This window comes from Actinomadura sp. NPDC023710, from assembly GCF_040639875.1.
GTDB classification, from domain to species: Bacteria; Actinomycetota; Actinomycetes; order Streptosporangiales; family Streptosporangiaceae; genus Spirillospora; species Spirillospora citrea.
In genome coordinates this window covers 1-12,814 of the sequence record NZ_JBFAGB010000038.1, presented here as the reverse complement: position 1 = coordinate 12,814, position 12,814 = coordinate 1, and the positions used below count along the sequence as shown (strand labels likewise).

At 73.3% G+C, this 12,814-nt stretch carries 13 protein-coding genes; 5 read left to right on the top strand and 8 right to left on the bottom strand.

The window, feature by feature from the left end:
• Window positions 1-6: 6 nt before the first annotated feature.
• From AB0H37_RS34305 to AB0H37_RS34295, 3 genes are read left to right on the top strand one after another with little or no spacing between them, the layout of a single operon-like run.
• Window positions 7-1,377 carry a formimidoylglutamate deiminase gene (locus tag AB0H37_RS34305; RefSeq protein ID WP_360616909.1) on the top strand — a complete coding sequence of 457 codons (1,371 nt, stop codon included), beginning with the start codon at window positions 7-9 and terminating at the stop codon, window positions 1,375-1,377.
• On the top strand, window positions 1,374-2,546 hold the full coding sequence (gene hutI, locus AB0H37_RS34300; protein WP_329094252.1) for an imidazolonepropionase: 1,173 nt from the start codon (window positions 1,374-1,376) through the stop codon (window positions 2,544-2,546). The genes AB0H37_RS34305 and hutI overlap by 4 nt, the downstream gene beginning before the upstream one ends.
• 20 nt (window positions 2,547-2,566) lie before the next feature.
• The gene (locus AB0H37_RS34295; RefSeq protein ID WP_089314234.1) at window positions 2,567-3,103 is read left to right on the top strand and encodes a ferritin-like domain-containing protein; all 537 of its coding nucleotides are present in this window, start codon (window positions 2,567-2,569) and stop codon (window positions 3,101-3,103) included.
• On the opposite strand, the gene AB0H37_RS34290 is transcribed toward AB0H37_RS34295, so the two are convergent.
• The 3 genes from AB0H37_RS34290 to AB0H37_RS34280 form a co-directional block, all read right to left on the bottom strand.
• Window positions 3,100-3,591, bottom strand: a complete 492-nt coding sequence (locus AB0H37_RS34290) for a flavin reductase family protein (RefSeq protein ID WP_179838469.1) — start codon at window positions 3,589-3,591, stop codon at window positions 3,100-3,102. The genes AB0H37_RS34295 and AB0H37_RS34290 overlap by 4 nt on opposite strands.
• A complete protein-coding gene (sppA, locus tag AB0H37_RS34285; RefSeq protein WP_179833244.1) occupies window positions 3,576-5,279 on the bottom strand; it encodes a signal peptide peptidase SppA in 1,704 nt (567 codons plus the stop codon). The genes AB0H37_RS34290 and sppA overlap by 16 nt, the downstream gene beginning before the upstream one ends.
• A 67-nt stretch (window positions 5,280-5,346) precedes the next feature.
• Window positions 5,347-5,877 (bottom strand): PaaI family thioesterase, encoded by a 531-nt coding sequence (locus tag AB0H37_RS34280; RefSeq protein WP_229810473.1) that lies wholly within the window; start codon window positions 5,875-5,877, stop codon window positions 5,347-5,349.
• Window positions 5,878-5,977: 100 nt separating this feature from the next.
• Between AB0H37_RS34280 and AB0H37_RS34275 the strand changes: the two genes are divergently transcribed.
• A complete protein-coding gene (locus tag AB0H37_RS34275; RefSeq protein WP_360616908.1) occupies window positions 5,978-6,835 on the top strand; it encodes an NUDIX domain-containing protein in 858 nt (285 codons plus the stop codon).
• 14 nt (window positions 6,836-6,849) lie between these two features.
• Here the strand turns inward: AB0H37_RS34275 and AB0H37_RS34270 are convergent, their stop codons facing one another.
• The 3 genes from AB0H37_RS34270 to AB0H37_RS34260 form a co-directional block, all read right to left on the bottom strand.
• Window positions 6,850-7,200, bottom strand: coding sequence for an ACT domain-containing protein (locus AB0H37_RS34270; protein ID WP_360616907.1), 351 nt, complete (start codon window positions 7,198-7,200; stop codon window positions 6,850-6,852).
• Between the two features lie 9 nt (window positions 7,201-7,209).
• Window positions 7,210-9,441: a 1,4-alpha-glucan branching protein GlgB gene (gene glgB, locus AB0H37_RS34265; RefSeq protein ID WP_360616906.1), complete on the bottom strand. Its 2,232-nt coding sequence runs from the start codon at window positions 9,439-9,441 to the stop codon at window positions 7,210-7,212.
• A gap of 333 nt (window positions 9,442-9,774) precedes the next feature.
• Window positions 9,775-9,993 (bottom strand): hypothetical protein, encoded by a 219-nt coding sequence (locus AB0H37_RS34260; RefSeq protein ID WP_179833249.1) that lies wholly within the window; start codon window positions 9,991-9,993, stop codon window positions 9,775-9,777.
• 214 nt (window positions 9,994-10,207) lie between these two features.
• Here AB0H37_RS34260 and AB0H37_RS34255 point away from each other — a divergent pair, with 214 nt between their 5' ends.
• On the top strand, window positions 10,208-10,975 hold the full coding sequence (locus tag AB0H37_RS34255; protein WP_229810472.1) for a GntR family transcriptional regulator: 768 nt from the start codon (window positions 10,208-10,210) through the stop codon (window positions 10,973-10,975).
• Between the two features lie 21 nt (window positions 10,976-10,996).
• Here AB0H37_RS34255 and AB0H37_RS34250 read toward each other — a convergent pair whose 3' ends face one another.
• Window positions 10,997-12,469: an aminoglycoside phosphotransferase gene (locus tag AB0H37_RS34250; protein ID WP_360616905.1), complete on the bottom strand. Its 1,473-nt coding sequence runs from the start codon at window positions 12,467-12,469 to the stop codon at window positions 10,997-10,999.
• On the bottom strand, window positions 12,466-12,814 hold a 349-nt coding region (locus tag AB0H37_RS34245; protein WP_360616904.1), incomplete at its 5' end, for an alpha-glucosidase C-terminal domain-containing protein. The genes AB0H37_RS34245 and AB0H37_RS34250, both read right to left, overlap by 4 nt.

The following is a 12,814-nucleotide window of genomic DNA, read 5'->3' as shown; positions in this document are numbered from 1 at the left end:
ACCGGTATGCAGTGGCATGCCCAGTTCGCCTGGCTAGGCGACGGCGTCGCGGCCGACGTGCTCATCGAGTCCGACGGCGAGCGGATCGCCGGCATCACCCCCCGGGTCCCGGCGCCGGCGGGCGTCCGGCACCTGCCCGGCCTGACCCTGCCGGGCCTCGCCAACGCCCACTCCCACGCGTTCCACCGGGCGCTGCGCTCCCGCGTCCAGGCGCACTCCGGGACGTTCTGGACGTGGCGCGAGCAGATGTACCAGGTCGCCGACCGGCTCGACCCGGGCTCCTACCGCGCGCTCGCGACCGCGGTGTTCGCCGAGATGGCCCTCGCGGGGATCAGCTGCGTCGGCGAGTTCCACTACCTGCACCACCGGCCGGGCGGCGCCCCGTACGGGGAGCCGAACGCGATGGGCGAGGCGCTGATCGCCGCCGCGTCCGACGCGGGCATCCGCATCACCCTCCTCGACACCTGCTACCTGACCGGCGGTATCGGCCGGCCGCTCGCCGGGCCTCAGCTGCGGTTCGGGGACGGCACCGCCGGGAACTGGGCGCGGCGCGTCGACAGCCTGCACGAGCAGACCGGCAAGGCGGAACGGCGCCACGCCCGCGTCGGCGCCGCGATCCACTCCGTCCGGGCCGTGCCGCGCGAGCAGCTGCGCGCCGTCGCCGCGTGGGCGCGGGAGCACCGCGCGCCGCTGCACGTCCACCTGTCCGAGCAGCCCGCCGAGAACCAGGACTGCCTGGACGCCTACGGCATGACGCCGACCCGCCTGCTGGCCGAGGCCGGGGCGCTCGGCGCGCTCACCACGGCCGTGCACGCGACGCACCTCTCCGAGGACGACATCGGCCTGCTCGGGACGACGATGACCGGCGTGTGCATGTGCGCGACCACCGAGCGGGACCTCGCCGACGGCATCGGCCCCGCCCGCGACCTGGCGGACGCCGGCTCCCCGATCTGCCTCGGCTCCGACCAGCACGCCGTCGTCGACCTGTTCGAGGAGGCCCGCGCGGTCGAGCTGGACGAGCGGCTCCGCACCCGCGCCCGGGGCCACTGGACGGCCGGGGAACTGCTCGCCGCCGCCACGTCCAACGGCCACTACGGCCTCGGCTGGCCCGAGGCGGGACGGCTGGAGCCCGGCGCCTACGCCGACCTCGTCACCGTCGCCCTCGACTCGGTCCGCACCGCCGGCGCGGGCCCGGACCACGCCGCCGAGGCCGCCGTGTTCGCCGCCACCGCCGCGGACGTGCGGCACGTCGTCGTCTCCGGCCGCCAGGTCGTCCAGGACGGCCGGCACCTGCTGGTCGACGACGTCCCCGCCGCGCTGGCCCGCTCCATCGCCGCCGTCACCGCCGACCCGCCCCGTGAGATCCTGCGCCGATGAGCACGGTCATCACCAACATCGGAGAGCTCGTCACCAACGACCCCGCCGCGGGCGGCGGCCTGGCCGTCGTCCGCGACGCCGCGCTGGTGATCGAGGACGGCGCGGTCGCGTGGACGGGCCCGGCGTCCGCCGCCCCCGCCGCGGACGAGTCGTTCGACGCCGCCGGGCGGGCGGTGCTGCCCGGCTTCGTGGACTCCCACGCCCACCTGGTCTTCGCCGGCGAGCGCGCCGAGGAGTTCGCCGCCCGGATGAGCGGCGAGAAGTACGCCGCGGGCGGCATCCGCACGACCGTCGAGCGCACCCGCGCCGCGTCCGACGACGACCTGCGCGCCAACGTGCGCCGCCTCGTGCACGAGATGGCCCGGCAGGGCGTGACGACGGTCGAGTGCAAGTCCGGCTACGGCCTCACGGTCGACCAGGAGGCGCGCGCCGTCCGCATCGCCGCCGAGTACGCCGACGAGGTCACCTACCTGGGCGCCCACGTCGTCCCCGCCGAGTACGCGGGCGACGCCGCCGGATACGCGCACCTCGCCGCCACCGACATGCTCGCCGCCTGCGCCCCGCACGCCCGCTGGGTGGACGTCTTCTGCGAGGAGGGCGCCTTCGACGCCGACCAGGCCCGGGAGGTCCTCACGGCGGGCGTCAAGGCGGGCCTGTCGCCGCGCCTCCACGCGAACCAGCTCACGCAGGGGCCCGCCGTGCGGCTCGCGGTCGAGCTGGAGGCCGCGTCCGCCGACCACTGCACGTTCCTCGGCGACGCCGACGTGGACGCTCTGGCGTCGTCCCGGACGGTCGCGACGCTCCTGCCCGGCGTCGAGTTCTCCACCCGCCAGCCCTACCCGGACGCCCGCCGCCTCCTGGACGCCGGAGCCACCGTCGCCCTCGCCACCGACTGCAACCCCGGGTCCTGCTACAGCTCCAGCATGGCGTTCTGCATCGCCGTGGCCGTCCGGGACATGCGCATGACGCCCGCCGAGGCCGTCTGGTCGGCGACCGCGGGCGGCGCCCGCGCGCTGCGCCGCACCGACGTGGGGCACCTGTCACCGGGCGCCCGCGCCGACGTCCACGTCCTGGACGCCCCGTCCCACATCCACCTCGCCTACCGGCCGGGCGTGCCTCTGACGCACGCCGTGTGGAAGCACGGGCGCCGGGTAAAGGGCCTCCTGTAGTCGACTGTGGAGGCCCCTAGATGGCGGAGTTCCTGACGGACATCAAGACCCTGCGCGAACGTGCTCGGCAGGAGATCGACAAAGGCCCGATCACCGAGGCGTACGGCGCGGACGTCGAGCGCGTGATCCAGGTCTGCAACGAGGCCCTGGCCACGGAGATCGTGTGCGTGCTGCGGTACAAGCGGCACTACTACACGGCCACCGGGATCCACGCCGAGACCGTCGCGAGCGAGTTCCTCCAGCACGCGGCCGAGGAGCAGCAGCACGCCGACATGCTGGCCGAGCGGATCGTCCAGCTCGGCGGCGAGCCCGACTTCTCCCCGGACACCCTCACCACCCGCGCCCACGCCGAGTACAACGCCAGCCTCGACCTCGTCGAGATGCTCAAGGAGGACCTGGTGGCGGAGCGGATCGCCATCGCGTCCTACACCGAGATCATCCAGTGGCTCGGCGACGGCGACCCCACCACCAAGCGCGTCTTCGAGCAGATCCTCGCGCAGGAGGAGGAGCACGCCGACGACCTGCGCGGCTTCCTGGAGCGCTTCCCGAAGTCCTAGCCGGGCAGATAGCGCCGGGCGGCCCTCACCAGAGGGGTCCGCCCGGCGCTGACGTAGTCGGTCGAGACGATCTCGGCGACGAAGAGGGTGTGGTCGCCCGCCTCGACGATCTGGCGGGTCTCGCACTCCAGGGCCGAGACGCCCGTGTCGGGGACGAGGGCGCCGGAGTGCTCCCCGCGGTGGTGGGGCTCGCTCGCCAGCAGGATGCGGGCGCTCGGCCGCCCCTCGGAGGCGAACCGGCCGGCCAGGGCGCGCTGGGACGCGGACAGGATCGTCGCCGCCCAGCGCGGGCGCCGGCGCAGCACCTCGGTGAGGTAGGACGAGGACGCCACGCTCGCCAGCACCAGCGGGGGATCCAGCGACACCGACATGAACGAGGTGATCGTGGTGCCGAGGTCGTCCCGGCCGTCGCGGACGGTCAGCACGACCACTCCGGTGGCGAAGCCCGCGACGGCCTCGACGAAGTCGGCGCTCAGCGGATCTCCCAGGCTCCGGGCAGGGTGAGCGGGCCCGCGGAGGGCAGGCCGAGGCGCGCGGCGACCCCGCCGAGGGAGCCCCACCCGTCGAAGCGCGCGGACGCGGCGGTGCGGTCCTCGCTGGACTCCGGCGGGCGCAGCCGCTCCAGCGGCGAGGTGTGCGGGTAGATGCGGACCGGCGCGTCGGAGGCCATGCCCGCCTTCTTTCGGGCGAGGTCCAGGGCCAGGTCGATGCCGCCGAGCTCGTCGACGAGGCCGCGCTCGCGCGCGTCCGCGCCCGTCCAGACCCGGCCCCGGGCCAGTTCGTGGACGCGGTCGCGGGACAGGTCGCGGCCCTCGGCGACCTTCGCGGTGAAGTCGTCGTAGATCCTGTCGAGGGAGGCGTTGACGCGCTCCCACTCGGAGTCGCTGAAGTCCTTGGTGGCGCTGAACATGCGGGCGTGGTCGCCGTCGGCGACCGAGCCGAGGCCGACGCCGACCCGCTCCAGCAGGTCGTTCACCACGGCCTTGCCGACCACGACGCCGATCGAGCCGGTGATGGTGCCGGGCTGCGCGACGATCGTGTCGGCGGCCATCGAGACGTAGTAGCCGCCGGACGCGGCGACGTTGCCCATGGAGACGATCACGGGCTTGCCGGCGCGGCGGGCGAGGACGACCTCGCGCCAGATCGAGTCGGAGGCGACGGCGGAGCCGCCCGGGCTGTTGACGCGGAACACGATCGCCTTGACCCGGTCGTCCTTCACGGCGGCGCGGAACGCGGCCCCGATCGTGTCCGAGCCCATCGCGGGCCCGGAGTTCGGGAGCGGGCCGCCCCGGCCGCTGCGGCCGAGCCGGATCGGGCCCTGCCCGTTGACGAACGCGACGACGTCCTGCCTGCCGGGCTGCGGGAGGCGGTTCGCCAGTCCGTGCGCGCGGTTGTAGCGGGAGACGTAGCGCAGTTGCGCCTCCTGGCCGAACTCCTCGCGCAGGGCGCCGTAGATCTCGTCGCGGTAGGCGAGGCCGTCGACGAGGCCCTCCTCCAGCGCCTCGGCGGCCAGCAGCGGCCCGCGGTCGGTGAGCTCGCGGACCTTCTCCTCCGGCAGGCCGCGCGACCCGGCGATCCCGGCGGTGATCTGCTCGCCGAGCGAGGTGACGAGGCGCTGCGACGACTCCTCGTGCTCGGGCGTGTAGGTCTTCTCCATGAACGTGTTCGCCATGGTCTTGTACTCGTAGCGCTTGGCGAACCGCGGCCGGACGCCCGCCTTCTCCAGCGCGCCGGCGAAGAACGGCTCCTCGATCGCGATGCCGGTGAGCCCCACCTCGCCGGTGGGCTGCAGGTAGACCTTGTCGAACCCGGTGGCCAGGTAGAACGGGACGGTGCCGCGGCCTCCCTCGCCGAACGTCTCGGCCCAGGCGACGGTGTGCTTGCCCGCGTCCCGCAGGCCCTGCACCGCCTCGCGCAGCTCCTGGGCGAGCGCCAGCCCGACGGTGCCGCTGACCTTCACGACGAGGGCGCGCACCCGGCTGTCGGAGCGGGCGCGGCGCAACCCGTCCAGGACGTCCCGCAGGCCCGGCCGGCGCATGGACAGGAACGCCGAGACGGGGTCGGCCGGCGCGGTCTCGACGATGCCCTCGGTGAGGTCGAGTTCGAGGATCAGCGGGGCCGTCCGCCGGTCGCGGGCCTGTTTGATCACGTTGACGACTGTGCCGGGATCCACCATGGCCCCAGCCTATGCGTTCGCCGCGCGCCGTTCCCGCGCCCCGGCCGGGCCCGCGCCGGGCGACGGGTCAGCGCGCGAACGCCTTGTTGGGGATCACGCTGGCCGACGCCTGGGCGACCGGGCGGCCGCGCCCGTCGGCGACCACGGCGTTGGAGACCATGCGGGTGGCGCCGGGGTGCACGCACGTCCCGGTCACCGTGTAGGCCTCGCCCGCCCGGACGCCGCGCAGGTAGTCGACGTTCAGGTTGAGCGTGAGCATCGGCATGAAGCGCTCGCAGGTGCTGCTCGCCGCGAGGCAGACCGCGTTGTCGAGGATCATCGCGATGTAGCCGCCGTGCACGGTGCCGCCGGGGTTGCAGAGCCGCTCGCCCGGCGTCCACGCGAGGGAGACCCGGCCCGGTTCGGCGGAGGCGACGTCCTGCCCGATGTAGTCGTTGATGTCGGAGATCTGCGGGAACCGGCCATCCGCCATCGCCTGGATCAGCTCGGCGCCCGACAGGGTGTTCCACAGGTCGGCGGCCTCCTGGAGGGCCCCGGCTTCCTGAGGGTCCTCCTGAGAGGCCTTCCATAGGGCCTGCGGGGTCGCCTCGACGCTCAACTCGCACTCCCTGATCACGGTGACCTCCGAATGGTATTCGGCGAGGCGGGTGAGGGCACTGTGCCCTTCGTCACGAGTCCGCGGCGCTATCGTCGGACGCATGGGAGACGGCGACGGCTGGGCCAGTTGCGGCCTGGGGCACACGCACTGGGGGCGGTTCGGCGCCGCGGGCCTGCTGGCCTACCACCGCGACTCCTCCGGTCAGGTGTGGGTGCTGCTCCAGCAGCGCGCGTGGTGGGGGCTCGGCGGCGGGACGTGGGGCATGTTCGGCGGCGCGCTGCACAGCCACGAGGACGTCGTCACCGGCGCGCTGCGCGAGACGTCCGAGGAGTGCACGCTCGACACGGGAACCGTCCGCGTCCACGGGACGAGCGTGGAGGACCACGGCGGATGGTCGTTCACCTCCGTCGTGGGCTCGCTGTCGGAGCGCGCGCGGGTGCTGCCCGCGTCGCGCGAGACGCGCAGGGCCGAATGGGTGCGCGCGGAGGAGGTCACCGACCGCAAGCTGTTCGAGCCGTTCGCGCGTTGCTGGCCCCGCGTGCAGGAAGCGATGCGGGGGGTCGTCCTCGTCGTGGACGCGGCGAACGTCGTGGGCGCCCGCGCCGACGGCTGGTGGAAGGACAGGGCGGGCGCGAACGCGCGGCTCCGCGACGACCTGAAACGCCTGGACGGCGGCGTGCACGGCCTGCCGGACGGCCTCTACCCCTACGACCGCTGCTTCCCGGAGGTCGTCCTCGTCGTCGAGGGCGCGGCGCGGAGCGTCGCCGACGAGCCGGTCGACGGCCTGCGGGTCGTGGCCGCGCCCGGCAGCGGCGACGACACGATCGTCGACCTCGTCCGGCAGGGCGACCCGGGCAAGGCCCACCTGGTGGTGACGGCCGACCGGGAGCTGCGCGCCCGCTGCGCGGAGGCGGGCGCCGCCGTCACCGGTCCCCGCTGGCTGCTCGAACGCCTCTAGATCCTCACGCGGGCTCAGTTCTCCACGCGGTGGCCGGCGCCGCGCAGCGCCTCCGCCGCCTGCCCCGACCGGTGCTCCGGGACGAGCACGAGGTCGGAGTGGTAGGTCGAGGCGACGAAGACGGGCACCCCGGCCTCGGCCAGCGGCCCCACGATCCCGGCGAGCACGCCGGGCAGGTCGAGGCCGTGCGCCGTGTCGCCGTAGAAGCCGACCCACCGCTCCGTCTCGGCGAACGGTGAGGCGTCCCGGATCACGGTGAGGCCCTCGGGGGCGCGTACGAGCGCGACCCACTCGTCGTCCTCTGGGAGCGTCGCGTGCGGAAGGTGCTCCACCATGAACTGACCGGGGACGATGTGCAGGCGCATCCCCTCACCCTATTCAGGGACGAGCCACACCGCCCCCAGGGGTGGGACGCGCATCTCCGCGGACGCGGGCAGCCCGTGCCACGGCTCCGGCGCGGCCTCGACCCGGCCGAGGTTGCCGACGCCGCTGCCGCCGTACTCGTAGGCGTCGGTGTTGACGAGCTCGCGCCATCGGCCCGCCCGCGGGAGGCCCACCCGGTAGTTCTCGTGCGGGTTCCCGGCGAAGTTGACGACGCACGCGACGACGGGCGGTTCGGCGCCGTCCGGGGCCGTCCCGTAGCGCAGGTAGGACAGGGTGTTGCCGCCCGCGTCGTTGCCGTCGATCCAGCGGAACCCGTCGTGGTCGCTGTCGCGCGTCCACAGCGCGGGCTCGTCCTTGTAGGCGTGGTTCAGGTCGCGGACGAGCTTCTGCAGCCCCAGGTGGTTGGCCCCCTCGGCGGCGTTGTCCAGCAGCCACCAGTCCAGCGGGCGCTCCTCCGCCCATTCGGCGCCCTGCCCGAACTCCTGCCCCATGAACAGCAGCTGCTTGCCGGGATGCGACCACATGTAGGCGAGCAGCGCCCGCAGCCCGGCGAACTGCTGCCAGGAGTCGCCCGGCATCTTGCTCAGCAGCGAGCCCTTGCCGTGGACGACCTCGTCGTGCGACAGCGGCAGGACGTAGTTCTCCGAGAACGCGTACACCAGCGAGAACGTGATCTCGTTGTGGTGGTAGTTCCGGAACACCGGCTCGTGGCGCAGGTATTCGAGCGTGTCGTGCATCCAGCCCATGTTCCACTTGAACCCGAACCCGAGCCCGCCGAGATGGGTCGGACGGGACACCCCGGGCCACGCCGTCGACTCCTCCGCGATCGTCATGACGCCGGGGTTGCGCTTGTAGACCGTCGCGTTCATCTCCTGGAGGAACGAGATGGCCTCCAGGTTCTCCCGCCCGCCGTAGATGTTGGGCGTCCACTCGCCCTCGTTGCGCGAGTAGTCGAGATACAGCATCGAGGCGACGGCGTCCACGCGCAGCCCGTCGATGTGGAACTCCTCCAGCCAGAACGACGCGTTCGCCACCAGGAAGTTGCGGACCTCGGCGCGGCCGAAGTTGAACACGAGCGTCCCCCAGTCGGGGTGCTCGCCCCGCTGCGGATCGTCGTGCTCGTAGAGGGCGGTGCCGTCGAACCGGGCCAGCGCCCACTCGTCCTTGGGGAAGTGGGCGGGCACCCAGTCCATGATGACGCCGATACCGGCCTGGTGGAGGCGGTCGATGAGGTAGCGGAAGTCGTCGGGGTCGCCGAACCGCGCCGTGGGCGCGTAGTAGGACGTCACCTGGTAGCCCCAGGATGGGCCGTAGGGGTGCTCGGTGACCGGCAGCAGCTCCACGTGCGTGAAGCCCATGTCGCTGACGTACCGCGTCAGCTCCTCCGCCAGTTCCCGGTAGCCGAGCCCGGGACGCCACGACCCGAGGTGCACCTCGTAGGCGCTCATGGGTTCGTGCAGCCAGTCGTGCTCCTTGCGCGAGTCCATCCACGCGCCGTCCTCCCACTCGTAGGAGGAGGTGAAGACGCGGGACGCCGTCGCGGGCGGGCACTCGGTGGCCTGCGCCATCGGGTCGGCCTTGGCGCGCCACACGCCGTCCGCCCCGAGGATCTCGTACTTGTAGCGCGTGCCGTCGCCGACGCCCGGGACGAACAGCTCCCAGATGCCGGTGGAGCCGAGCGACCGCATCGGGTACGCGCGGCCGTCCCAGTGGTTGAAGTCGCCGACCACCCGCACGCCCCGCGCCGTCGGCGCCCACACCGCGAAGCCCGTCCCGGTCACGGTGCCGAGCGCGGAGGCGTAGGAGCGGACGCGGGCGCCGAGCGCGCGCCACAGCTCCTCGTGCCGCCCCTCGCCGATCAGGTGCAGGTCGAGCTCGCCGAGCGTCGGCAGGTGCCGGTAGGGGTCGTCCTGGATCGTCTCGATCCCGTCGCCGTAGGTGACGGCGAGCCGGTAGTCGGGGACGGCGAGGGGCGCCCGGTCCTTCTCGGGGCCCGCGAGCGACGAGCCGGCGGGCAGCGTCCCGGCGAACAGCCCCTGGTGGAAGTGCCGCAGGGGGTGCCGGTCGCCGTTCGGCAGGACGACCTCGACCTTCTCGGCGAGCGGGCGCAACGCCCGCACCGTCACCCCGTCCCGGCCGGGATGCGCCCCGAGGACACCGTGCGGATCATGGTGGTCGCCGCCGACGAGCCGATCGATCTCCGCGCGCGTCACCCGTGCCATGGCGTCATGGTCTCCCGTCACTGAGCGGTTTACCCCATGAGGTTGCCCCGAGAACCGGCGCTCTCACATGACGGGCCGACCTGTTTTCGCGAATCCGGCATTCCGGTGCGGATGTTGCGGCCGCACGGACGACACGACTCTTCGTCGTGGGGTCGCGTCGAATGTGTCGTCCGTGCGGCCACGTCTACCTCGCCCCAGGGGTGACCCCGACCCCACCGCCCAGGGCTCCATTCCTGTGTCACCTCAGCGCCACAGGTACCTTCCGTACCGGAATGTCCCAGCCCGGTCCGCCCCCGCGCGCGGACCGGGCCGCTTCGAATCCCCTGTCTCCCGTCACCGGTCTCCGGACTCCCCGCGCGTCTGGTCGAGCAGCATCCGCCGGAGCCCCTCCGAGTCGTCCGCGGCCACCGTCATCGCACATCCCGCCTGGAGTTGGGCATCGGTGAGGTCGCCGCTGCGGGTCGCGTACCAGCGCCCCGCGTCGCTGCGCCACACCTGCCAACCCGGATGCTCTCCCTCGATGGCCGCCTTCAGATCCTCGAAGTCGCCCATCAAGGTCGTCCCTTCCCCGAGGCCGCTCTTCTGTATACAAAAGTCTTACTCGGCCTGAGAGGTGTCAAGCTGTCCGTAAGCGGACCGTGCCCCCGCGGATAGCGCCTGGAAGGTATGGATGACGGGAGGGGCGAGCAGGATCGAACGCGGCGTCGAACGCTGTTCGAACATGGCCGCGGGTTGGAGGCCGGGGGGCGCGCCCGAGGAGAGGGAGGTGACGCCGGTGCCGGACCGTCCCGCCTACCTGCGCATCGCCGACACCCTGCGAGAAGGGATCCGGGACGGCAGTCTCCCGCCGGGGACGCGGCTGCCGACCCTCGCCGAGCTGTGCGGCCTTCACGGCGTCTCCGAGATCGTCGTGCGGCAGGCCGTCGCGCTGCTGCGCGGCGAGGGCCTGGTGGAGACCCGCCGCGGCGGCGGCACGCTCGTCCGGGCCGTCCCGCCGGCCCGCCGCGTGGCGATGGAGCGCTACCGCGCGGTGGCCGAGCCGACGGCGGTCCCCGAGACCACGTTCACCCGCGACCAGAAGATCACCTGGGAGAAGTACCGGCTGGACCGGGAGTTCTCCCGCGTCAGGGCCGACGACGACCTCGGCGCGCTGTTCGAGCTGCCCTCCGGCACCGAGCTGCTGCGCCGCCGGTTCGTCTTCTACGCGCGCGACGAGCCGCAGCAGATCTCCGTCAACTACCTGCCGTGGGACGTGGTCGGCGACACGCCCGTCGCCGACCCGGCGCGCGAGCCCTGGCCCGGCGGGACGCTCGCGCAGCTGGCCTACCTCGGGCACCCGCCGATCCGGGTCGAGGAGGCCGTCCGGTCCCGGATGCCGACGCCCGAGGAGGCCGAGACCCTGAACATGACGGGCGGGGTGCCGGTGCTCGCCATCACCCGCCGCCTGCTGTCGCGCGCCGGCGTCATGGAGGTCTGCCGCGAGATCGTGCTGCCCGCCGACCGGGTCGTCCTCGACTACGCCATCGACCTGTGACGGCGGCCCGTCCCGGTCCGGTCAGCCCGCGAGCCGGGCCAGGGACCGCAGCGGGACGGGCAGCCACGACGGCCGGTTCCGCGCCTCGTACCGGATCTCGTAGACGGCCTTGTCGAACTCGAAGGCCCGCACCAGCGTCTCGTGCGCCGCCGGGTCGGGTCCGCCCGCGGCCGCGTAGCCGGCGCAGAACGCCGCCCGGTTCCGTTCGGCCCACGCCTGGGCGCGCAGTTCCAGCGCTTCCGCCGCCTGCGGCGGGACGTCGCCTTCCCGGGCCAGCAGGAAGCGCGCGGCGTACTCGAACGAGCGGAGCATCCCGGCGACGTCGCGCAGCGGGTGGGCGGAGGCCCGGCGCTCGGCGGGCGTGCGGGCCGGCTCGCCCTCGAAGTCCAGCAGCGTCCAGCCGGAGTCGGTGCGCAGGACCTGGCCGAGGTGGTAGTCGCCGTGCACGCGCTGGAACGGCAGCGGGGCCGCCTCGGAGGCGACGCGGTCGAACACCGCGCGGATCGCGGGCGCGTAGGGGCGGAGCTGCGGGACGGCGGCGCTGACCTGGTCGAGCTGCTCGTGCATCCCGAAGACGATCTTTCGCAGGTTCTCGGGCGGCGCCTGCACCACCCCGAACGCGACGGCGAGGTCGCGGTGCACCTCGGCGGTGGCCGCGCCGAGCCGTTCGGCCTCGGCGGCGAAGTCGCCGCCGGCGGCTCCGGCGTCGTCGGCGGTGAACGCGGGCGTGCCCGGCGCCGCGGGCTGGGCGAACCAGTCGCGGACGCTGGTGAGCGCGAGCTGCCAGCCGTCCGTCGCGGTGCGCAGGAACTCCGACAGCAGCGCGAGCGTGACCGGCTCGTCCCCGCCGGGGTCCGTGCCGCTCGAAGGATTCCCCAGCGCGCCCGGTTCCAGCTCGATCCAGCCGTGCACGCTCGGGACGTGCTCGCAGCCCCGCCGGGAGAGGGCGAGGTTGACCTCCAGGTCGGGGCTGACGCCGGGGGACAGGCGGCGGAACAGCTTGCAGATGTAGGCGTCGCCGAAGATCAGCGAGGTGTTGCTCTGCTCCCCCGGGATCGGCACGCCGTCCAGGTCCGTGCGCACGCCGGTGCCGGGAGCGCGGCGGAAGGTCAGCGGTCCGACCGTCCGCTCGTCCGCCATGAGGCCGAGCAGCGGGCGCGTCAGCTCCGCGTCGTGGGCGGCGTCGTAGACGTACCCGGTGATGCCCTGCTCCGGGCCCTCCAGTCGTCCCATCACGACCGGCGCCAGATGCTCGGGCAGGTCTCGGCGGGCGCCGAGGAGGAGCTGGTAGTGGTCGGTGGTGTCGTCCTGGCGGACGTCGAGTATGAGGTGGTGCAGGGCGGGGTCGCCGGTTCTGAGCTCGGTGGCGGTGCCGATGGTGAGGTCGTGGATGGGGCCGTCTTTGCCGCCGAACCACCGCTGCCGGGGCAGCCAGCCGGCCAGGAGCCGGACGAGCGAGGTGTCGGTCGGCGGAGCGGACGGCGCCACGGTCACATCACTCCCTCTCCCGGCTCCTGTCCGTCCGGCGGCGGCGGGAGCAGGAACCAGTAGAAACCATGCCCGGGAAGGGTCAGCAGGTAGGGCAGGTCGCCGATGGCCGGGAACTGGACGCCGCCCATGCACTCGATCGGGGACGAGCCCCGGAAACGCCGCAGGTCCAGTTCCACGGGCTGGGGGAACCGGGACAGGTTGTTCACGCAGAGGACCGTGCCCATGCCGCCCCACTGGTTGGCGTCCCCGCCGTTGATCTCGCGGGTGAAGGCGAGGACGGAGGGGTTGGAGGCGGAGAGTTCGACGTAGGAGCCGACGCCGAAGACGGGGTGGCGTTGGCGGATTTCG